The sequence below is a fragment of the Limnohabitans sp. TEGF005 genome (genome assembly GCF_055394835.1).
Genome location: NZ_AP029226.1, coordinates 2,470,788 through 2,491,383, shown reverse-complemented (window position 1 = coordinate 2,491,383; position 20,596 = coordinate 2,470,788). Strand labels below are relative to the sequence as shown.

Below are 20,596 nucleotides of genomic sequence, written 5' to 3'. Positions count from 1 at the left end.
TCGGGAGATTCCTCAATGCAAGCTCAAAAGAAGTTCCATCTGGTGTTCTCTCTGTTGATGGGAGCCATGATGATTTTTCTGATGACTTTCGTCATAACAGAGGTCAATGTTGGCTGGTGTGCTGATTTTTTCCAGGTCTGGGGAAAGGCTTTTGCCATTGCCTATGTGGTCGGCGTTCCGGTGATTTTCTTCCTGGCTCCTGTCGCCCGAAAACTCACTGGACGGCTGCTCGGGATGCCTGTTTGAACGGGCTCGCTCGTGCTTTTTCATCAACCATTGAGGAGAAAGAAATACATGATGAGTCGGACCTCGTTGCGCGGGTTGCTGGCCACGCTTGCGATCACGCTCTCGTTTTCCGCCCAGGCGGTCGAGATCGTCTTCCAGCCCGTGACGCCCAATGTCTACGCCTACGTTGGCGACACCGAAGGCCGCACCTATGAAAACGAAGCCCTCAACGCCAACATAGGCTTGGTGGTCACACCCACTGGGGCGCTCTTGATCGACAGTGGTGCAAGTTTCCAGGGCGCGAGGCAGATCGCGGAGGCCGTTAGGAAGGTGACGCCGCAGCCGATCAAATGGGTCATCAACACTGGCGGTCAAGACCACCGCTGGATGGGCAATGGCTACTTCAAGGCACGGGGCGCTGAGATCATGGCGCATGTCAACGCCGAGGCCGACATGAAGGCTCGCGGCCCCGAGCACCTGAAGGCCAATGCGCCGGTGCTCAAGGACAAACTGGATGGCACCGAGATCGTGCTGCCTACCCGCTGGCTCAAAGACGCGGACACGAAGCTGGACCTGGGCGGCGTCGCCGTGCAGGTGGTGCACCGTCAAGGGGGCCACACGCCGGGCGACAGTATGGTCTGGCTACCGCAAAGCGATGTGGTATTCACCGGCGACGTCGTCTACGTGGACCGCATCCTGGGCCTGCACCCGGTGAGCAAGACCAAAACATGGGTCGAATCGTTCAAGGCGCTGGAGGCAATCAACCCCAAGATAGTGGTGCCCGGTCATGGCCGCGTGACCACTCTCGCACAAGCCCAGAAAGACACCGGCGATCTGCTCAAGGCCCTGCGCGCCCATATGGGCAAAGCTGTGGAGGATGGGGTTGATCTGTCCACTGCAGTCAAAAGCTTCGATGCCGCCCCATACAAACACCTCAAGCACGTGGACGTCTGGCTGCCCCAGCTGGCCAACCGCACCTATCTCGAAATGGAACAGGAGTAAATCATGGACATCAAGGTACTCGGCACCGGTTGTGCCAACTGCAAGAACACCATCGCTCTGATTGACCAAGTTGCGAAGGCCAAAGGAGTTGATGTCAAGCTGGAGAAAGTGGAAGAGCTGCGGGACATCATGGGCTACGGCGTCATGAGCACGCCGGGCGTGGTAATCAACGGCAAGGTGGTACATGCCGGTGGAGTACCCAGCCGCGACAAGATCGAACAGTGGCTGACGGCCTGAAGGAGCGAGTAATGAACGACCACACCACGCTGGAAGAAGCCAAGCAAGTCTGCCCGACGACAACGCGTCGTTTGGTGAGCGAGGGCGCTTTGCTGCTCGATGTGCGCGAACGCACCGAAGTGGCAAGTCTCGCCTTCGATGTACCCGCCATCGTGAACATTCCGCTGTTAGAACTGGAGCAGCGCTGGAGCGAACTACCCAAGGACCGCGAGATCGTGCTGGTCTGCGAGAGTGGCGAGCGCAGCCTCAAGGCCACGTATTACCTGCAGTTCCAGGGATTCACTCGCGTAAGCAACATGGAGGGCGGTCTGCTCAAGTGGATGCGCAAAGGGTTCCCGGTCATTGGCAAACGCCACGAGGCACCTGCCGCTGCCGCCACGTCTTCGTGCTGTGGTGGCCCCGCGCCGGTGGCATCGTCAGCAGGCTGCTGCGCACCATCTTCGACGAAGGAGTAGCGGCATGAGCGACACCCCGGTCAAGATGCGATTTCATGTCGAAGCGCGCCGCATCGATGCCCACGGCAGCGAGGCCACATGCAAATTGGCGCGCATCACGCTAGACACCGACCTGGGAGGCAATCCCCAGGCCTTCAACCCGGCCGAGCTGCTGCTGGCCGCGCTGTCGGCCTGCATGATCAAGGGCATCGAGCGTGTGGTGCCCATCCTCAAGTTCGAGCTGCGCGGTGTGCAGGTGATTGTGGAGGGTGTGCGCCAGGATGTGCCGCCCAAGATGGAAAGCATCCGCTACGAAATCATTGTGGACACCGATGAGCTTGAGCGCCGCATTGAACTGCTGCACGACAACGTCAAGAAGTACGGCACGGTGTTCATTACCGTCGCACCGGGTACCGATCTCTCGGGCGTCATGCGTCGTTTGTGAGGAGTTGAGAATGGAATCCGCTATCCACCGTTTTCATGACCTGTTCGCCCAGTTGGGACTTCCCAACCAGCCACTGGAAATTCACCAGTTCCTCACGAATCACAGGCCGGTGGCTCCAGGCATCGAGCTACCCGATGCGCCGTTCTGGACGCTTGCACAGGCCAGCTTTTTGCGCGAAGCCTTGGAGCAGGATTCGAACTGGTCTGAGCTAGTAGATCAATTGAGCGAAGCGTTGCGCGTCCCGCAAGAGGATCACTGAATGGGAGCCGGACACGACCACAGCCATGCCCCTGCCAGTTGCGACAATGCCTTCGCCGTCGGCATTGCGCTGAACCTGTCCTTTGTCGGCATCGAAGCCTTCTATGGATGGAAGATCGACTCGTTGGCTCTGCTGGCAGATGCCGGGCACAACCTCAGCGATGTTGCCGGATTGGTATTGGCATGGGGTGGCGCTTTAGCTGGAAACCTGAAACCCAACTTGCGCCATACCTATGGTTGGAAGAAGGGCAGCATTCTTGCAGCGTTTGCCAATGCCTTATTGCTGCTGGTGGCCATGGGTGCATTGGGCTGGGAAGCGGCAGGCCGCTTGTTGTCACCCGAGTCAAAGGTGGTCAACGAGGGGGTGACCATCATGGTGGTGGCAGGCATTGGCATTGTGGTCAATACGGCGACGGCCCTGCTGTTCATGAGGGGACGCGAACACGACCTGAACATCCGAGGAGCGTTCCTGCACATGGCTGCCGACGCCCTGGTTTCAGCGGGTGTGGTGGTGGCCGGAGCGCTCACCCTGTGGATGGGCTGGGTTTGGCTTGACCCAGTGGTCAGCTTGATGATTGCGACGGTGATTGTCTGGGGTACTTGGAGCCTGTTCAGGCAGTCGTTGCACCTCCTCTTTGATGGGGTGCCCGACGGTATCGATCCCCAGGCTGTACACGACTATCTGTCAGGTTTGCCTGGTGTACTGTCAGTGCCTGACTTGCACATTTGGGCGCTGGACACCAAACAGGCTGCCATGACGGCACACTTGGTCATGCCCGATGGGAATGCAAATGACGCATTTCTTCAAGACATAGCCGAAACCTTGCACGAACGCTTCGAGATCACGCATTCCACTGTGCAGGTCGTTCGGCAACCCTCATCGACTGCTTGTGCGTCTTGGGAAAAGCGTTTGGACGGTATCACCCCGCAGTCGACGGCTGCAACGCGATAAGACTCATACCGACCAACGCGATACTGGCCCCAGCGACATCCCACCGGGTCAGGGCCACACCATCGACGAAGTGCAACCAGGCCAGCGCCACAGCGATATACATCCCGCCGTAGGCTGCGTATGTACGTCCTGCCGCAGTCGGGTGCAACGTCAACAGCCAGGCAAACAAGCCCAGCGACGCGGCAGCCGGCATCAACAGCCAAACGGGCTTGTCCTGCTTGATAACGAGCCAGGGCAAATAGCAGCCGACTATTTCGGCAACCGCCGTGACGGCAAACAGAATGGCAACTTTCATCAGTTCCATCGTCATGCCTCTTGTAGCGCTTGGATCATCGGGCAGCGCACCTCGCCTTGCGCGGCGCAGCAGCGCTGCACCAGATCTTGCAGCACGCCTTCGATGCGGCGCAGATCCGCCAAGCGGGCGCGCACATCGGCCAACTTGCGCTCGACCTGCGCGCGGGCCTCGGTGCAGTGCGACCCGTCCTCGAGTTTCAGCAAGTCCGCGACCTCGTCCAGGCTGAACCCGAGCCGCTGTGCCGACTTAATGAAATGCACGCGCGCCAGATCCGGCTCGCCATAGCGACGGATGCTCGCCAAAGGCCGATCGGGTTCCTGCATCAAGCCCTTGCGCTAATAGAAGCGGATCGTCTCGACGTTGACCCCGGCGGCCTCGGCCAGAACCCCGATGGTCATTGTTTCTACTAGTTTACTCATGATACTTGACTCCGTACTTAAGTACGGATGTAAGCTGAAACCATGAAACCAGACTCCTCAACCGATTTCCGGAATGGCGGCGGACGCGGTGCGCTGTTGACAGGTGGCTTGGCCGCCATATTGGCCTCCACCTGCTGCCTCGGCCCTCTGGTGCTGATCACGCTCGGCGTTCCCGGCGCGTGGATCAGCAATCTGACGCTGCTCGAACCCTACCAACCCCTGTTCATCGGCGCGGCAGTAGTGGCGCTTTTCTTTGCGTACCGCCGCATCTGGCGACCCGCCGCCGATTGCACACCAGATCAGGTCTGCGCGCGGCCATCGGTCAACCGCAGTTACAAAGTGGTGTTCTGGATCGTGGTGGCACTGGTCATCCTCGCGCTCGGGTTTCCGCTGACCGCACCTTGGTTCTACTGAAAGGAAAACGCGATGAAGAAACTCGTTGCGCTGGCCACGCTGGCAGCCTTCGCCTCACCCCTATGGGCGGCGACCCAGACCGTCACTCTGTCAGTGCCCGGCATGAATTGCTCCACTTGTCCGATCACGGTCAAGAAGGCGCTGACCCAGGTGTCCGGCGTCAGCAAGACCGAGGTGAGCCTGGACAGACGCGAGGCCAAGGTGACTTTCGATGACGCGAAAACCAGCGTCGAAGCGCTGACGCGCGTCACCAGGGATGCCGGTTATCCCTCGGCCGTGGTGGGTGCGGCCAAGTGAACGCCGTGATCCTAGAGTCGAGACTGACCTGTCCCGAATGCGGTCACGCTAAGACCGAGACCATGCCCACCGACGCCTGCCAGTGGTTCTACGAGTGCGAGCAGTGTCACGCAGTCCTCAAGCCCAAGCCCGGTGACTGCTGCGTCTATTGCTCTTATGGGACGATGCCGTGCCCGCCGATCCAGGAGCGTGGTAAAGGCAGTTGCTGCGTTGAAGCAACGCGGCCGATACGCTAAAATCATTCCTCAACCAAATCAGCAAACCTCCCATCGGAGTTTCTACCCGTGTAAGTCTCTTTCTCGCTGCGAGCCAGCTTCAACCACACACCACGCTCGCACGAGGCTGCACGTCCGATTTACTGCGTCTTGCTGGCCCCGGATCACTCGGGGTTCGTTCTCTATTCCGCTGGCCGGGAAGACGCGCTTGCGTCCGCCCCAACCGCCAGCACTGGCTGGCAACCACAACAGAATAGAAGAATGATCAAATCCATACGCCAGGACTGGCTATCCAATGTCCGAAACGACTTACTAGCGGGCATCGTCGTCGCGCTGGCGCTCATCCCCGAGGCGATTGCCTTTTCGATCATTGCGGGTGTCGATCCCAAGGTCGGCCTGTACGCCTCCTTCAGCATCGCCACGATCATCGCCTTCGCAGGCGGTCGCCCCGGAATGATATCTGCGGCAACAGGCGCAATGGCCTTGGTCATGGTCACGCTGGTCAAAGACCACGGGTTGCAATACCTGCTGGCCGCTACCGTGCTGACTGGCGTACTCCAGATCATCGCGGGCTGGCTCAAGCTCGGTGCCTTGATGCGCTTCGTCTCGCGCTCGGTCATCACCGGCTTCGTAAATGCGCTGGCCATCCTGATCTTCATGGCGCAGTTGCCTGAGCTAACCAACGTAACGTGGCACGTCTATGCCATGACAGCGGCGGGCCTTGGTATCATCTACGGCTTCCCCTACCTCACCAAGGCCGTGCCGTCACCGCTGGTTGCAATCGTTGTGCTGACCGGCGTGTCGATTTTTCTCGGCCTCGACATCCGTACCGTGGGCGACATGGGAAAGCTGCCAGACAGCCTGCCGGTGTTCTTGCTGCCCGAAGTACCGCTGAATCTCGAAACCCTCAAGATCATCTTCCCGGTGTCGGCCACCTTAGCTGTCGTCGGCTTGCTGGAATCCATGATGACGGCCTCCATCGTCGATGACCTGACCGACTCCAACATCAACAAGAACCGCGAATGTGTGGGGCAAGGGGTTGCGAACATTGCCACCGGCTTCCTCGGTGGCATGGCCGGTTGCGCCATGATCGGCCAGTCGGTAATCAATGTGAAATCCGGTGGCCGTGGTCGACTCTCCACCCTGACGGCGGGCGTAATGCTGCTGATTCTGGTCGTCTTCCTGGGCGATTGGGTCAGCCGCATCCCGATGGCTGCGCTAGTTGCAGTGATGATCATGGTGTCCATTGGCACCTTCAACTGGGCCTCGATCCGCAACCTGCGCGAGCACCCCAAGAGCTCCAGCGTGGTGATGCTGGCTACCGTTGTGGTCACGGTCGGTACCCACGACCTGGCCAAGGGCGTGCTGATCGGCGTGTTGCTGTCAGGTTTCTTTTTCGCGCACAAGGTGGGGCAGATTCTTCGCGTCGCCTCACGTACCGAGGACGAAGGCCGCGTGCGTACCTACACCATCACCGGCCAGGTGTTCTTCGCTTCGGCAGATCGTTTCATCAATGCCTTCGACTACAAGGAAGTCATCGAAAAGGTGCGCATCGACGTGAGCCGTGCCCATTTCTGGGACATCACTGCTGTCAGCGCGCTGGACAAGGTGGTCATCAAGTTCCGCCGTGAAGCCACCGAGGTGGAGGTCATTGGCCTGAACGAAGCCAGCACCACGATGGTGGACAAGTTCGCCGTGCATGACAAAGACGGCGCCGACGACGTGCTGATGGGCCATTGAGAGGAAACAAAATCATGAAGAACGAAAACAAGGTGCTGGCCTGCGTGGATCAATCCCACTTCGCCGATTACGTGGCCGACTACGCTGCATGGGCCGCTCGCCGCATGGACGCGCCGCTGGAGTTCCTGCACGTCATCGACCGGCATCCCGAGTTGGGATCTGGCGAAGATCACAGCGGGGCTATCGGTATCGATGCCCAAGAAAATCTGCTTACCAAGCTCTCCGCCGAGGACGAGGCCCGCACCAAGGATGCCCGCGATCGGGGTCGCATCTTCCTCAACCGGCTGCGTGAGCGGGCCACCGCATCCGGGGTCGAACGGGTCGATGTTCGCCAGCGGCACGGAGAACTGGAGGAAACGCTTGCACAGCAGGCGGAGGGCGTGCGCCTGCTGGTCTTGGGTCGCCGTGGCAAAGCAGCCGAAACAACCCAACGCGACCTCGGCCGGAACGTCGAGCGCGTGGTGCGTGCTCTACAAAAGCCCATCCTGACTGTTACGGAAGGCTTCAAGGAGCCGCAGCGCGTGATGATCGCTTTCGACGGCGGCAATGTGACCCGGCGTGGCGTCGAGATGGTCGCTCGCAGCCCGCTGTTCCGTGGCCTGCCGATCTATTTGCTAATGTCCGGAAAGGAGAGTCAGGACGCCCCCAAGCAGCTTGATTGGGCCAAGACTACCTTGGAAGCAGATGGCTTCAATGTCACCGCATCGCTGAGCCCCGGCGATGCGGAAAGCGTCATCGCCAAGACAGTAAAAGAGCAGTCCATCGACTTACTGATCATGGGTGCTTTCGGCCACTCACCGCTGCGCAGTCTGCTGTTTGGCAGCAAGACCGCTGCTCTGTTGCGATCTTCCAGCGTGCCCACTTTGTTGCTGCGTTGAGTGGAGGCGGGAGAAATCAGCGTAGCGCGTTCAGCACTTTTTCGGCTTCCGGCCAAGGCAGCCGTCTCTTGCCCGACTTCATTCGATCAAGTGCCCGGAAGGCATCGTCGAGTGTCAGCAGTTCGTTCTCGATCATGGCGAACAGCAGCCCGATGGTGCCCATGACGTTGACCTGCTCCTTGTTGGCAACAATCCGCAAATTGGCGTCGCCGGTCAGCAAAGTGCAAGTCTCTTGCTTCGCAAGCGCCAGTGCCAAGTAGTCGTTGTGACTGGGCTTGGGACCGTTTTTCGCGGGAAGCAGATGGTTGTGCTGGCCTGGCAACTGCTCGGCATACGCCACGAAGTCGCCGCTGACCTCCATAACCTTCAAGCCCAGGTCTTCCAGGCCAGGGCTGCCCGGTTCAATTTCTTCGTAGTACAGCAGATCAGGGATGCCGAACTGCATCGGAAGCTGGAAGAGCGTCACCATCAACGCTCCCGCTTCCATATCGATCAAGATGTTTGCATCACTGATGAGCAACCGCATCCGATGACTCCAGCTGACGTTCTTTGTGGAAGCGCATCATCGGGATGCCCAGCAGTTCCGCTGCTTTGGCTTCAGAGATGTATTGCTCTGCCAGAGCGCGGTATACCAACTGATCGAAGAGTCGGGGGTGTTTCTGCGCTAATGGATTTCCGGGTTCGTTCTTGCGCCAGCCCTTGGCCGAAAAGCGTTTGAACATCATGAGATGTGCAGCATCGGTGATCACGCCACACTGCTTGGCTCGTTGCAGCCATCCAGACATCGATAGGCCGAACTCATGCTTGAGCACATAGAGCTCCTGCCACTCCAGCGCGTGGCGCTGCTGCCCAAGCAATTGATGCACGGCCACGCGTGGTGCCAAGAAGGCCCCCGCGAACCGGTCGCAGGCCTTTTCCTCATCAAGGCCAACAGCCAGCCGTCCCTCAAGCAGCAAATGCCCCAGTTCGTGAGCCAGAGTAAACCGCTGCCGATCGCCTGGCCACTGGTTTGAGACGGCCACGATCGGGAATTCCCGGCCATCGTCGGTGCGAGCTTTGGCGGTCAGGCCAGAGAATCCGGGGTGCTCTTCATCGACAACGATGACCAGCAGACCAAGACCTTCAAGGGTGTCTGTGAGGTCCCCAATGGGATTCATGCCCAACTGCCAAGCGTTGCGGGCCTGATCAGCAAGTGCTTCGATCTCATCCAGCGTCTGGATGTGTTCAGGGAGTCCGACCGGAGGGGCGAACACCAATAGAGGCAATTCTGGAAAAGCCCCAAGAAGCTCCACACGCTTCTCCACCAGCTCCACGACCTTGATCTTTAGTGCATCCTGTGCCGTCTTGCCAAAGGCCGCCGTTTTACGGAACTCTGGCTCAAGCAGTTCGACGGAGTGGGTGCGAAAGAAATACTCGGTGCGGATGTCGCAGGCACGCGCCAGCTTGAGGAGTTGAGATGACGAGGGAGTCAGTAACCCCTTCTCGTACTTCTGGATCGCTGTGTGCGAGACACCGACTTTTTCACCCAAAGCACCCAGGGTCAGACCAGCAGCCAATCGTGCTTGCCGAATGCGATCTGCGATCATGATGCCCCCTCGGGTTTGGTTTAAAAGATATGGCAGTCTAACAAATTTTTAAACCATTGGGTAGTCCTGGCATTGGCGCTGCATCTGTTGATGGTGCTATATAATTCCCAGAATGTTGGCCACCGAGTGGCCGACAGGCGCAGGGCAGGATTTTTCCTAACCAGCGAGGACGTTAGCGCAGATCCTGCGATACCCCCCGAACTCCTCTTCAGGGGCTGTTTTCAGGACAGCAAGCCTCACACCTTCGGGATGAGTGTTTGTGGCGGTGCTATACTCCACCACCAAATTTAAAGCCCAACCCTTATCGGTTGGGCTTTTTTACATCTGGCTTTGCCCAAGCCACGCGCGCTCCGAGGGTGTTTTGCGTGTGCTACCGCTATCAGACAGCCGACCTAAAAAGTGCCGAGTTGGATTCTCTGTCGGCCTTTTTTCTCTAAAAAATATCGCCAATTTCTTCGAGTTAGCACACGCAGATCCCCAATTGTGACAACACGTTGGCCGTGCGCTTGACCAACGATGTTCGCTGGACAGTTTGCAGCAGCAAACTTTTTCGTCACAACTTTTTGGCGCACTTCATCCAGTAAATCCCTTCGCGTTGCTTGGTACTCACGAGTGCTATGTAGGCGGCATGCGGACCATTTGCTTCAGGGCTTTTTGACCGTGCTTTGAACAAATCGCTTGGCTTGGCGCTGCTGCTTTCTGCGCGCGTCATGATCCGTTCACCGAGCAAGGGTTCGCCATTGCACTCCCAAAGCACTCGCATGACCGCAGCTTGCCCTTTGCTCAAGCGAATCGGACCATGTGGCCAACCTGGGATCGTGACTTGGCGGAAGTCCGACGAGAAGGGGCCGTAAACCGGTTTGGCGGGCTCACGTGGCGTTTCTTCCGGGCGGTGGCCCTGTGGGGCGATAAAGGAGATGCCGTCGCCGTAAAAGGCGAACCGCTCCTGAAGTGGCAGCCACTCGATGTCGGCAGTGAATGGGTGCGCAGTCTGGTCCATCGGCTTGGGTGTGATGACCCGCAGGCTCGCACCCTTGACTCGGAAACCATCCAAGATCGCAGGCGCGCGCACAAGGGTAGAAAGGCTGCGAGCCAGAATGACCGGCCCCTGCCTGGCATCTCCCAGCCGCCAAATGCCCGGGCCAACCTGATCAATGCCGTCGCGGCTGTTGATCTCCAGTGCCAAGCGCAACTTCTGGCGTAGCCAATCCTCGTTGAGCACGACCGCTGCCAGATCCTGTGGCTCGATTTGGACGGGGCCGCATTCGGGGCATTGGCAAAGCCTGCCGCCCTTGCCATCACCGACGACTTGCCCACGATGCAGGTTGCAATGTGGGCAAAGTACGTATTGCTGATTGACGGGCGCAGCCTTTATGGCGGAGCCGAGCAAGGAGCATGCAGCCAGCTCGTGCGGGGACAACGCCCAGCGATGGACGTGCGTCCCTTCAGCGAACAAGCGGCAGACCAATGACCAAGCATGATGTGAGTTCACGCTCACTCCTGGTACGCAGGTTCGGACTGGAAGGCGTCTTCACCGGGCTGCTGCTCATTGGCGTTCAGCGTTTGGTCGGCACCCAGAATGCCGAGGGCAACCAGGTAGCCTTCGAGCTGGGCTTGCATCTTGGCGTCGAACTTGTGAAGGTTCAGTCGGCCTTTGCGGGTGATCTCAATGGTGATGACCTTCGATCGCATCTTGCCTGGCTCGGGTGGGTAGTAGAGGTTGATGTGCGCCGAGTTGATCTGCCAGTTACGCTTGAGCGGGTTTTCGTTGGGGAAGGACTCGGCGATCAACTCAGTCACGCACTGCTGGTCGCTTGACGCGGTTGCTGTGCATTCGACCTTGAGGTCGCCGTGGGGACTCAGCAGCGTGAGGGTTTTGACTTGCAGCGCCATGAACCCGTCGGTGGTCAGTGCCTGGGGCACATCGAAACCCAGCCGCAACACCGACAAGTCAAGAGTGGGTGGTTTGATGCGGTGGGCATCGACCTTGGTGCCCAGCAGATGCTCTGCGAATGCCTCCAGCAGCATGGTGTGGTACTTGACCCCGCCCTTGACCAGGGTGCGGGCGACGCCGGTCTTGGCTGAATACTCCAGCACCATGTGAATGTTGGGATTGCCGACGCGACGGGTCAGGGTCGAGCCTTCAAACTCCAAGCGCAGCATCGCCAGGTCTTTGACGTGGACCGTCAGCAGATAGACATCGGGGGAGCGCTCGAGCACGTATGCCACGCTGCCGTCGCCACACTGCAGCTCCTTCTGATAGAACGCCGAGATGGCTTGACGCATGCCGAGCATGGCGGCATCGGAGGTGTTGGGCTTGCGCTTGACGCCCAGATCGTTTTGCTGAGCCTGTGTGCCATGGCGCTCAAAGAAGTCCACATCCCCGGCCAGATCAAAGAGCTCGGGGTGGTTCACGTACAGCCAGAACGAGCGATGGATGTCACTTTGGTTGGCAACGAGCCCCATCAAGGCTGCACCGTTTTGCCTGGCCACCTGAAACATTGCTTGTTTGCCCGCAGCATCCCCGAGTCCAACGCTTGCCATGAGTTTGGCAATGAGTTGGTCGCGGGCGATCTCATCGGTCCATGACCGGATGGCCTCGATCACTGTCTGGGTGACCTCTTGACCATCAGACCAGGAGAGGTCATCGGGCAAAGGCAAGCCATTAGCCGCCAAAAAGGTCTGCAAGGTGGTGTCTACGGGCAGCTCAAGCAGCACATCGACAAAGGTTTTTTTCATTTTCTTGGTCCTTGTGAAATGTCGGTGTTCTGCGTGCAGGGGATGCTGGCGCTGGCCGACGGGTGGTAAACAAATATCCCATCAAAGTAAAGTGGCGAGATACAGCGTAATTGTGTCCCGCTTATTTCCGCTTGTCAAACCACGTAGAACATCTGGGCGGATGGTGTATCTTGGTGCTATACTTTTAGGCTGACTTGATTCAGATAGGAGCTTTGCCATGGCATCGACCTTAGGAGCGCGTTTACGGCGTTTACGAGAGGCCAAGAAGCTGACATTGCAGCAAGTAGCCGATGCGGTTGGCTGCACCAAGGCATACATCTGGGAACTGGAAATGAAGGAGGGCCAACGTCCTTCTGCCGAGCGGATTCACCTGCTGGCCAAGGTTCTGGGGGTCACGATGGAGGACCTCATGAACGAGACCAACGAACAGGTCCCCGAGGCCACGGTTGAAGATGTGGCTTTCTTCCGCCAGTACGCCACCATGTCGGACGATGAGAAAAATCGCGTTCAAGACATGATGAAGCTGATGTTCCCCGGCACGGCACAAGAGGAACCCAAGCGTTGAGTGGCAGCTTAGACCTGACCCCAAGCAAAGCGGCGAACATGATCCTGCGTTGGATGCGTGTCGCCGATGAGGAGAAGGCTGCGTACATTAATCTCGACAGAGTTCGGGAGGGGCTGCCAGATACGCCCTACGGTGAAGGGGTAAAAATCATCAAGCCCCCTATGGCATCAACCGCGCGCAGTGTTGAAGGGATGCTGGTTTGCAATCCCAATGATCCTGCCGAGTGGGGGATCTTCTACAACCCAGAGGCCAGCCCTGAGCGGCAACGATTCACCATCGCACATGAGCTGGGCCACTTCGTTTTGCACAGGGCAAAGCGACGCACCTTCAACTGCGACAAGGCCGCAGTTCATTTCAGCCAAGACACAGCAGCCAACATTGAACGCGAAGCGGATGAATTCGCCAGCAATCTGTTGATGCCTGGCGATGTCCTGCGTGATCGCATCACCAGTCAGGACGTTGACCTTCACTTGCTCAGTGGGTTGGCCAAAACATTCGGCGTGTCGTTCGAGGCCCTATGCATCCGCTTCATCAAGTTCACGGAGAAGCGTGCGATCTTGCTGCACTGGGACAACGGCTTTCTCAAGTACGAATGGCGAAGCCGCAGTGCTGTGTTGAGCAACACTCGCATTCGAAGGTTGAGTGATCCTGCGGAGCCTCTGCGCGATACCGTTGCAGCCGATGAATCCATTCCGCAGGAATGGAATGGGATCGATATGTCCGCCGCTGTGTGGTGCGTCGGTGAGCAGCCATACATGAAGCTGCAGGAATTCAAGCACAGCTACGGCAGTCGTGATCGCGTGCTGACGTTGTTGATCCTTGAAGATGCTGAACCGCGCAGGTGGGACAATTTCTGGAAGGATCAAGAGGGCTTCGATCAGTTCACTTCAAACGGGCAATTACTAAATCGTTGAATCTCGGCAGCCACACATCATGAATGTGAGCACCGTCGTCACTGACATACCCGCGCACTTCCGCTAAAACGCGTTACGCGAAGCGACCCCGACCCATAGCATGAGAAGCGTTTTCTACTGGAACGCTGACCATGCACAACAACGAACAAATCTCTAATCACAGGGCTGGCCAAGCCCCTCGGCACGCGCATCAAGAAATCGCTGACTTGATGGCAGCAGCATTGCTCCGACTACGGGAGCGATCCACCGGCTGTCTTGAACATTCACCTATTTCCAACGAAAGCGACGTTGGACTTGGCTTCTGGGGCCAGAAGAGCGTGAATGCAAACCCTGATCACCAATAGGAGTTTGCAGACATGACACACGCACATCAATCAATCGCGGCGCGAATTGCTCAGCTACCCGAACTGTCAATGGACAGTCTCTGGGCGTTGTGGGATGAGCATTTTGACGAACGTCCCAATCACCACCATCGAACCTGGATTGAGTCCCGGTTAGCTTACAAAATCCAAGAAGAGGCGTTTGGCGGCTTAAAACGCACAACGCGTAAAAAGTTGGAACAAATCGGAGAAACGGGACTCTTGCCAAAGAGCCTGCAAAGCGAGGCCAGCCGAATGTTGCCGGGCACAGTGCTGACGCGTGACTTTGACGATGTCGAACACAAAGTCATCGTGCTGGGGCCGAAGGATTTTGAATATCGAGGACAGCGATTCAAGAGCTTGTCGGCGGTCGCCAAAAGAATCACGGGCTGCCAGTGGTCTGGACCGGCCTTTTTTGGCTTGAAGACAAACGCCAAGGAGACCGCATGAGAGTCAATCATTCACAAGCCATGGCCATGTCACCTGTTGTGACCAAGAAGCGCTGTGCGATCTACACCCGCAAATCGACCGATGAGGGGCTGGATCAGGAATACAACAGCCTTGAAGCACAGCGTGATGCCGGATTGGCTTATGTCGCAAGTCAACGCCACGAAGGATGGATAGCCGTCGACGACAGTTATGACGATGGCGGTTTCTCCGGGGGCAATATCGAGCGTCCCGCGCTAAGGCGACTGTTGGCTGACATCGAGGCCCAACGAATCGACGTTATTGTCGTTTACAAAATTGACCGCCTGACGCGCAGCCTGCCGGATTTCGCAAAACTGGTCGAGGTGTTTGATCGCAATGGCGTGTCATTTGTGTCGGTGACGCAGCAATTCAATACGACCACCTCCATGGGCCGATTGATGCTCAACGTGTTGCTGTCCTTCGCGCAGTTTGAGCGTGAGGTCACCGGTGAGCGGATTCGTGACAAGATCGCGGCCAGCAAGGCCAAGGGCATGTGGATGGGCGGCATGCCTCCGCTGGGATATGACGTTATTGAGCGCAAACTGGTGGTCAATCAACGCGAAGCAGATTTGGTTCGAGACATTTTCCGGCGATATGGTGAGCATGGCTCTGCCGCCAAGTTGGTACGGGAGCTTGCGATTGAAGGCCAAACCACGAAGGCCTGGACGACCCAGGGCGGACAATTTCGTGCGGGCCGTCCGCTTGATCAGCAATATTTGTTCGCGTTGTTGCGCAACCGGATCTACCTCGGCGAGATTTCACATAAAGGCGTGAGCTATCGAGGGCAGCACGAAGGCATCGTGACCGAGGAGCTGTGGGATTGCGTTCAAGCCTTCGTTAAACGACGTCAACAGGGGCCAAGGGATCGAGTCAGCGACACGCCTTCGTTGTTAGCCGGGTTGTTGTATGCCTCCGACGGACAGCGCATGTTGCCGCACTACACCAAGAAAAAGAACGGTCGGATGTATCGGTACTACGTGCCCTATCTGCATAAACGGAGGAACGCTGGCGCGGCGCTGGATGCCAGTCGAACCGATATTGGCCCCATCCCTGCAGGTGAGATTGAGAAAGCTGTGCTTGAGCAAATTCATCTCATCTTGAAACAGCCCGAGCATCTGATCGGCGTGTGGAAGTCGTGTCAGAAACATCCGCAGGGTTTCGGTCTTGGCGAAGATGAAGCCATCGTCGCGATGCAGCGCATTGGTGATGTGTGGGATCTGTTGTTCCCGGCAGAGCAAAAACGCATTGCGACCTTGCTCATTGAGCGGGTCAATATTCACGGTCGGGGTCTGGATATTTTGTGGCGCGATGATGGCTGGATGGGGTTGGGGGTTGATGTCACGACTCATCCATTTGTGCAGGAAACCCATGAACTGATGCGGGAGAGCGCTCATGCATACAACGCCTGAAGAAACGGCTTACAAAGGCAATCCTAGGCTGCGCGCCGTCCGCATTGAGGTGGGCCAGGATGTCCGTGACTACACCACCGGGAGTCAGCGCGTCACGGTCGTGCCGCTGACAATTCGTCGCAAGCAAAATCGCATAGTGCTGACACCTCCGCCCAATGGTGTGTCGTCGATGAAGTCTGGCGGCATGGATGTTTCGATGATCAAGACGCTGGGTAAGGCCTTTTATTGGCAGCGTCTTCTCGATGAGGGCAAATGCCCCACCGCCACGGATTTGGCGCGTGTTCTAAAGCTGGAGCCTGGCTGGGTCGCCGAAGTTTTACGGATGACCATGCTGGCGCCGGACATCGTCGAAGCCATCTTGGCCGGGGATCAGCCACGGCATCTGAATTTGCAGACGCTGCGTGGTCGACATGACTTGTTGCCACGGGACTGGGAGGAGCAACGGAAGTTGCTTGGGTTTTCGGCTTGAATCGGGGTGAAGTGATTCATTAACAAGGCAAGGGAGGTCATCTTGACTTGTTAATGAGTCGGGTTACTTGACTTTGTCTTGATTCGGCAAGACAATGGCCCATTAACGTTGCATTGTGCTACGTTGTGATTCGTTAATGGGTCTTCGTCATGGTTAAGCCAGTCTCCCGCCCTTTCTCTCAGTACAGCCTTGATGCGCTTGCGTTGTTGGGTCAACTCGTGCGTGAAGCCCGTATGGGCAAATCCATGACCACGACCGATCTGGCGACTCGCGCTGGTATTTCACGCGCCTTGCTGCAACGCATCGAACGCGGAGATCCTGGGTGTTCCATTGGCGCCGTCTTTGAGGTGGCCACCCTTTGTGGCGTGCCGCTGTTTGATCAGGAGCAACGGCAGTTGACCACCCATCTGGCACTGCATCGAGAAAAAATGGCCTTGCTGCCCAAAGCCGTGAGAACGCGTTCTAAGGGGGTTAAAGATGACTTCTGAGAAAGATGCCCAGTATTCAGAAGCCTACGTCTGGATCTGGCTACCGGGTGCAACCGAACCTGTGGTTGCAGGCTTGCTTACCCAACAAGGTGGGCAGTTGGTTTTCAACTACGGTCGCAGTTATCTGGCCCGTCAGGATGCCATCCCGATCTATGTGCCAGAGTTGCCGCTCCGCCCCGGAATCCTTCCGCTTTTGCCGGGGTTGAGTATGCCCAGCTGCATTCGCGATGCATCGCCGGATGCATGGGGGCGTCGCGTGCTGATCAATCGCAAACTGGGGATTAAAGGGGTGAATGCCGCCCAGGTTGAACTGGACGAGTTGACCTATTTGCTGGAGTCCGGCTCTGACCGAATCGGCGCGCTGGATTTTCAGCAGTCGGCGACTCAGTACGTGCCAAGGCACACGCAGCAACCCACGTTGGAGGAACTGCTAACAGCTGCCGAGAAAGTCGAGCGGGGTGTGCCGCTTTCACCCGAATTGGATCAGGCCCTGATGCATGGCACTTCCCTGGGCGGAGCCAGACCCAAGGTGTTGATTGAGGATGGCGCGCGCAAGTTCATCGCCAAATTTTCTGCGAGCAATGACCTCTACAGCGTGGTCAAAGCAGAATTCATTGCCATGCGTTTGGCCGACGAGGTGGGGCTCCATGTCGCGCCTGTGTATTTGCGCAGCGCTCTTGGAAAAGATGTCCTGTTGGTGGAGCGCTTTGACCGGGTGAGGTCTGATGGCCATTGGCACCGGCGCGCCATGGTGTCTGCGTTGACGATGTTCGAACTCGATGAAATGATGGCAGCCTATGCCAGTTACGAAAAGCTGGCAGAGATCATCCGCCACCGGTTCACTGATCCAAAGGCGACCTTGCGGGAATTGTTCTCTCGAATCGTCTTCAACATATTGTGTGGCAACACCGATGATCACGCACGCAACCATGCGGCATTTTGGGACGGACATCAACTGACCTTAACGCCTGCCTACGACATTTGCCCGCAATCGCGCTCAGGGCATCAGGCTTCGCAAGCCATGCTCATCCGTGGCGCAGAGCGAACCAGCCAAGTGGGGGCATGTATTGCTGCCGCATCGGTGTTTCTGCTCAACCAGGAAGAGGCCATCCAAATCGTCAATCATCAGGTCAAGATGATTGAGCAAAAATGGCAGGCCATCTGTGACGAGGCGGCCTTGAGTGAAGTGGACCAGGCGTTGTTCTGGCGCCGCCAGTTTCTGAATCCCTTTGCCTTTCTCAACGCCCCCGACGGCGTACATGTTCCGTTATCGGGCTGAGATCAACCAGTTGGTCATCTTGCAGGAATGAACGGCGAGCCAAGTGCTCGCCGTTTTCATTTGTGGCGACGCATTGGAGAACATGAAGTTTCCGTCTTGTTCTCCAATGCGTCCCTCGTATGTTCTCTACCCGAAATCTCCAATGACACCTGTTCCTCAACAACGTCAAAGGAGTATTTCATGCCAGCAAAGGCAACCTCACTTACCCGATCAGCCCATGAAGCGATCAACACCCTGTCACCCGGAGATCGCCGGGTACTCAACGAGAACGAACTGGCCCAGCGCTGGGGCATCAGCCCCAAAACACTTCAGCGCTGGCGCAGCGAAGGTCGTGGCCCCAAGTATCTGAAATTGTCCAAGCGCGTGAGCTATGCGCTCGAGATGATTTTGGATTTCGAGAAAAACGCTTTGCACGTTTCGACGTCCGAGCGTGTGACGGCCTGAAGGGAGGACAGAGATGAATGACTTGTCCATTTTCCCCGCCGACATCGCAGAGATGTCCGTCTCGCAACTGGCCAACCTGCCTGCGCAGCAAATGGTGGAGGTTGACACCAACCTTGACCAGGCCATCGCCTGGCTCAAAGCAGCCCGGACCAAACTGGATGCCGCTTTCGACCAGCGCTTTGGCGTGCAAGGTCGCGAGAGCCTCCACGCCTCTGGCCGTGACTTCGGGACGTCTCACATCAAGGCCGACGGTTTGCATGTGAAGTTCGATTTGCCCAAGAAGGTGTCGTGGGACCAGAAGAAGCTCAAGACCATCGCCGAACGCATCGTGGCATCCGGTGAGGCAGTTGAGAGCTATCTCGACATCAAGTTGACGGTGTCTGAGACCCGGTACACGAACTGGCCTCCCGCATTGCAGCAGCAATTCGCCGACGCACGAACCGTCGAGGCAGGCAAGCCCTCTTTCCACATTTCCCCTGACTCGGAGGTCTGATCATGAAACAGCAACTTGTCCCATTTGATTTTGAGGGCAGCCAGGTCCGTGTGGTCACCGACGCACAAGGCGAACCATGGTTCGTGGCAGCCGACGTCCTGTCGACTATCAGCCTTGATCGCAAGGCACTTGAGCGTCTGGACGACGACGAAAAGGGTGTGAATTCAATTCACACCCCTGGTGGAACCCAAGAAATGACCACGGTGAACGAGCCCGGGCTGTATGCCTTGGTGCTCGGCAGCCGTAAGGCCGAAGCCAAACGCTTCAAGCGTTGGGTCACCCACGAGGTGTTGCCTGCCATCCGCAAGACAGGCTCCTATGCCGTGTCCGCCATGGCCGCATTACCCACACCGACCCAGGACCGTGTCACTTCGCTGCTTCTGATTGGGGACGCTGTGGCCAAGGTGCCTGGCGTCAAGGTGGGCATCGCCATGGCGGCGACGCTGACCTGCATTCATGAAAACACCGGCCTGGCCATCGAGACATTGCGCCGTGCGCTGCCCGCAGCCAACGAGCCGATCTGCTCTCTCAATGCCACACAACTGGGCAAGCTGGTCGGCCTCTCGGCCAAGACCACCAACATGCGCTTGGCCAACCTGGGTCTGCAGGTGCGCAACGAGCGTGATGAGTGGGGGCTGACCGAACCGGGTGAGGCATGGGCGGAAGCGATGCCGTACTCGCGCAATGGCCACAGCGGTTACCAGATCCTCTGGAATCCGAGCGTCGCTCAAGAACTGCGTGAGGTGGCGTGATGGGACTTCCAATCATTACCGCTGATCAGCGCCTGCGCGAGAAGAAAGGCGTCAAGTTGGTTCTGCTCGGCAAGAGCGGCATCGGCAAGACCACACAGCTCAAGACCCTGCCTGAAGACAAGACCTTGTTCGTCGACCTCGAGGCCGGAGACCTGGCTGTCAAAGACTGGCGCGGTGACTGCGTGCGCCCAACCACCTGGCCTGAATTCCGTGACCTGGTTGTGTTCTTGGCTGGTCCCAACCCTGCACTTCCACCTGAGGCTCCATATTCGCAGGCGCACTACGCGCATGTCTGTGAGCAGTACGGAGATCCTGCTCAGTTGGCCAAGTACGACTGCTACTTCGTGGACAGCATCACGGTGCTGGCGCGACTGGCATTGATCTGGGCCAAGACACAACCCCAGGCTATTTCTGACCGCACAGGCAAACCTGATACCCGTGGTGCTTATGGCTTGCTGGGCTCGGAAATGCTGGGTGCGCTCATGCACCTGCAACACGCACGCGGCAAGCACGTCGTGTTCGTGGCCATCTTGGACGAGCGCCTGGATGACTTCAACCGCAAGGTGTTCGTCCCGCAGATCGAAGGTTCCAAAACGGCAGCCGAACTGCCCGGCATCGTCGATGAGGTCGTGACGCTCGCAGAGATCAAGAGCGATGACGGTGAGCCGTATCGCGCCTTCGTGACGCACACGCTCAACCCCTATGGCTTTCCGGCCAAAGACCGTTCGGGTCAGCTCGAAATGCTCGAACCACCAAACCTGTTCGCGCTCATCGAAAAGTGCGCAGCCGCAACCCAACCCCAAAACATCAAGGAGTAAAC

Annotated in this window: 28 protein-coding genes and 1 pseudogene; 23 read left to right on the top strand and 6 right to left on the bottom strand. The window is 57.7% G+C overall.

Translation table 11 applies throughout. The features are described 5' to 3' along the window. Positions 1–15: 15 nt before the first annotated feature. Genes ACZ5RG_RS12175 through ACZ5RG_RS12145 form a run of 7 tightly spaced genes read left to right on the top strand, consistent with a single transcriptional unit; the run spans position 16 to position 3,553 of the window. A complete protein-coding gene (locus ACZ5RG_RS12175; protein ID WP_464447193.1) occupies positions 16–246 on the top strand; it encodes a DUF2798 domain-containing protein in 231 nt (76 codons plus the stop codon). 51 nt (positions 247–297) lie between these two features. Next, entirely contained in the window at positions 298–1,227 is a 930-nt protein-coding gene (locus ACZ5RG_RS12170) for an MBL fold metallo-hydrolase (protein WP_464447192.1), read from the top strand. 3 nt (positions 1,228–1,230) lie between these two features. Then, positions 1,231–1,464, top strand: a complete 234-nt coding sequence (locus ACZ5RG_RS12165) for a thioredoxin family protein (RefSeq protein WP_464447191.1) — start codon at positions 1,231–1,233, stop codon at positions 1,462–1,464. 11 nt (positions 1,465–1,475) lie between these two features. Next, positions 1,476–1,919 carry a rhodanese-like domain-containing protein gene (locus ACZ5RG_RS12160; protein WP_464447190.1) on the top strand — a complete coding sequence of 148 codons (444 nt, stop codon included), beginning with the start codon at positions 1,476–1,478 and terminating at the stop codon, positions 1,917–1,919. A gap of 4 nt (positions 1,920–1,923) precedes the next feature. After that, the gene (locus ACZ5RG_RS12155; RefSeq protein ID WP_464447189.1) at positions 1,924–2,343 is read left to right on the top strand and encodes an OsmC family protein; all 420 of its coding nucleotides are present in this window, start codon (positions 1,924–1,926) and stop codon (positions 2,341–2,343) included. 10 nt (positions 2,344–2,353) lie between these two features. Beyond that, complete coding sequence (locus tag ACZ5RG_RS12150; protein WP_464447188.1) at positions 2,354–2,602, top strand: DUF2789 domain-containing protein; 249 nt, start codon at positions 2,354–2,356, stop codon at positions 2,600–2,602. After that, on the top strand, positions 2,603–3,553 hold the full coding sequence (locus ACZ5RG_RS12145) for a cation diffusion facilitator family transporter (protein WP_464447187.1): 951 nt from the start codon (positions 2,603–2,605) through the stop codon (positions 3,551–3,553). Here the strand turns inward: ACZ5RG_RS12145 and ACZ5RG_RS12140 are convergent. Beyond that, positions 3,522–3,857 carry a YnfA family protein gene (locus ACZ5RG_RS12140; protein WP_464447186.1) on the bottom strand — a complete coding sequence of 112 codons (336 nt, stop codon included), beginning with the start codon at positions 3,855–3,857 and terminating at the stop codon, positions 3,522–3,524. The genes ACZ5RG_RS12145 and ACZ5RG_RS12140 overlap by 32 nt on opposite strands. A gap of 2 nt (positions 3,858–3,859) precedes the next feature. Then, positions 3,860–4,267 (bottom strand): annotated as a pseudogene (gene merR / locus ACZ5RG_RS12135) (Hg(II)-responsive transcriptional regulator). 42 nt (positions 4,268–4,309) lie between these two features. Here merR and merT point away from each other — a divergent pair. From merT to ACZ5RG_RS12110, 5 genes are all read left to right on the top strand, one after another. Then, complete coding sequence (merT, locus tag ACZ5RG_RS12130; protein ID WP_464447185.1) at positions 4,310–4,681, top strand: mercuric ion transporter MerT; 372 nt, start codon at positions 4,310–4,312, stop codon at positions 4,679–4,681. Between the two features lie 12 nt (positions 4,682–4,693). Then, entirely contained in the window at positions 4,694–4,978 is a 285-nt protein-coding gene (gene merP, locus ACZ5RG_RS12125; RefSeq protein ID WP_464447184.1) for a mercury resistance system periplasmic binding protein MerP, read from the top strand. After that, positions 4,975–5,214, top strand: a complete 240-nt coding sequence (locus tag ACZ5RG_RS12120; RefSeq protein ID WP_464447183.1) for a GDCCVxC domain-containing (seleno)protein — start codon at positions 4,975–4,977, stop codon at positions 5,212–5,214. The genes merP and ACZ5RG_RS12120 overlap by 4 nt, the downstream gene beginning before the upstream one ends. A gap of 240 nt (positions 5,215–5,454) precedes the next feature. Further along, positions 5,455–6,933 (top strand): SulP family inorganic anion transporter, encoded by a 1,479-nt coding sequence (locus tag ACZ5RG_RS12115; protein ID WP_464447182.1) that lies wholly within the window; start codon positions 5,455–5,457, stop codon positions 6,931–6,933. A 14-nt stretch (positions 6,934–6,947) separates the two neighbouring features. Continuing rightward, entirely contained in the window at positions 6,948–7,811 is an 864-nt protein-coding gene (locus ACZ5RG_RS12110; RefSeq protein ID WP_464447181.1) for a universal stress protein, read from the top strand. 16 nt (positions 7,812–7,827) lie between these two features. Here the strand turns inward: ACZ5RG_RS12110 and ACZ5RG_RS12105 are convergent, their stop codons facing one another. The 4 genes from ACZ5RG_RS12105 to ACZ5RG_RS12090 all read right to left on the bottom strand — a co-directional run bounded on the left by ACZ5RG_RS12105 (position 7,828) and on the right by ACZ5RG_RS12090 (position 12,136). Next, entirely contained in the window at positions 7,828–8,337 is a 510-nt protein-coding gene (locus ACZ5RG_RS12105) for a PIN domain-containing protein (protein ID WP_464447180.1), read from the bottom strand. Then, positions 8,318–9,397 carry a helix-turn-helix domain-containing protein gene (locus tag ACZ5RG_RS12100; protein WP_464447179.1) on the bottom strand — a complete coding sequence of 360 codons (1,080 nt, stop codon included), beginning with the start codon at positions 9,395–9,397 and terminating at the stop codon, positions 8,318–8,320. The genes ACZ5RG_RS12105 and ACZ5RG_RS12100 overlap by 20 nt, the downstream gene beginning before the upstream one ends. Positions 9,398–9,950: 553 nt before the next feature. Next, the gene (locus ACZ5RG_RS12095; protein ID WP_464447178.1) at positions 9,951–10,787 is read right to left on the bottom strand and encodes a hypothetical protein; all 837 of its coding nucleotides are present in this window, start codon (positions 10,785–10,787) and stop codon (positions 9,951–9,953) included. A 104-nt stretch (positions 10,788–10,891) separates the two neighbouring features. After that, a complete protein-coding gene (locus tag ACZ5RG_RS12090; protein ID WP_464447177.1) occupies positions 10,892–12,136 on the bottom strand; it encodes a hypothetical protein in 1,245 nt (414 codons plus the stop codon). A gap of 217 nt (positions 12,137–12,353) precedes the next feature. On the opposite strand from ACZ5RG_RS12090, the gene ACZ5RG_RS12085 reads away from it, so the two are divergent. The 11 genes from ACZ5RG_RS12085 (at position 12,354) to ACZ5RG_RS12035 (ending at position 20,594) form a co-directional block, all read left to right on the top strand. Further along, the gene (locus ACZ5RG_RS12085) at positions 12,354–12,701 is read left to right on the top strand and encodes a helix-turn-helix domain-containing protein (protein WP_464447176.1); all 348 of its coding nucleotides are present in this window, start codon (positions 12,354–12,356) and stop codon (positions 12,699–12,701) included. Positions 12,702–12,739: 38 nt separating this feature from the next. Beyond that, on the top strand, positions 12,740–13,615 hold the full coding sequence (locus ACZ5RG_RS12080) for an ImmA/IrrE family metallo-endopeptidase (protein WP_464447175.1): 876 nt from the start codon (positions 12,740–12,742) through the stop codon (positions 13,613–13,615). A 356-nt stretch (positions 13,616–13,971) separates the two neighbouring features. Further along, positions 13,972–14,424, top strand: coding sequence for a DUF2924 domain-containing protein (locus ACZ5RG_RS12075; RefSeq protein ID WP_464447174.1), 453 nt, complete (start codon positions 13,972–13,974; stop codon positions 14,422–14,424). Beyond that, on the top strand, positions 14,421–15,851 hold the full coding sequence (locus tag ACZ5RG_RS12070) for a recombinase family protein (RefSeq protein ID WP_464447173.1): 1,431 nt from the start codon (positions 14,421–14,423) through the stop codon (positions 15,849–15,851). The genes ACZ5RG_RS12075 and ACZ5RG_RS12070 overlap by 4 nt, the downstream gene beginning before the upstream one ends. After that, positions 15,835–16,320, top strand: coding sequence for a hypothetical protein (locus ACZ5RG_RS12065; protein ID WP_464447172.1), 486 nt, complete (start codon positions 15,835–15,837; stop codon positions 16,318–16,320). The genes ACZ5RG_RS12070 and ACZ5RG_RS12065 overlap by 17 nt, the downstream gene beginning before the upstream one ends. A 149-nt stretch (positions 16,321–16,469) precedes the next feature. Continuing rightward, complete coding sequence (locus tag ACZ5RG_RS12060) at positions 16,470–16,808, top strand: helix-turn-helix transcriptional regulator (protein WP_464447171.1); 339 nt, start codon at positions 16,470–16,472, stop codon at positions 16,806–16,808. Next, the gene (locus tag ACZ5RG_RS12055) at positions 16,798–18,087 is read left to right on the top strand and encodes a type II toxin-antitoxin system HipA family toxin (protein WP_464447170.1); all 1,290 of its coding nucleotides are present in this window, start codon (positions 16,798–16,800) and stop codon (positions 18,085–18,087) included. Before ACZ5RG_RS12060 ends, ACZ5RG_RS12055 begins: the two co-directional genes overlap by 11 nt. A gap of 180 nt (positions 18,088–18,267) precedes the next feature. After that, a complete protein-coding gene (locus ACZ5RG_RS12050) occupies positions 18,268–18,531 on the top strand; it encodes a helix-turn-helix transcriptional regulator (RefSeq protein WP_464447169.1) in 264 nt (87 codons plus the stop codon). Positions 18,532–18,544: 13 nt separating this feature from the next. Further along, a complete protein-coding gene (locus ACZ5RG_RS12045) occupies positions 18,545–19,024 on the top strand; it encodes a hypothetical protein (RefSeq protein WP_464447168.1) in 480 nt (159 codons plus the stop codon). 2 nt (positions 19,025–19,026) lie between these two features. Continuing rightward, positions 19,027–19,776 carry a BRO-N domain-containing protein gene (locus tag ACZ5RG_RS12040; protein WP_464447167.1) on the top strand — a complete coding sequence of 250 codons (750 nt, stop codon included), beginning with the start codon at positions 19,027–19,029 and terminating at the stop codon, positions 19,774–19,776. Further along, entirely contained in the window at positions 19,776–20,594 is an 819-nt protein-coding gene (locus ACZ5RG_RS12035; protein WP_464447166.1) for an ATP-binding protein, read from the top strand. Before ACZ5RG_RS12040 ends, ACZ5RG_RS12035 begins: the two co-directional genes overlap by 1 nt. Positions 20,595–20,596: the final 2 nt, after the last annotated feature.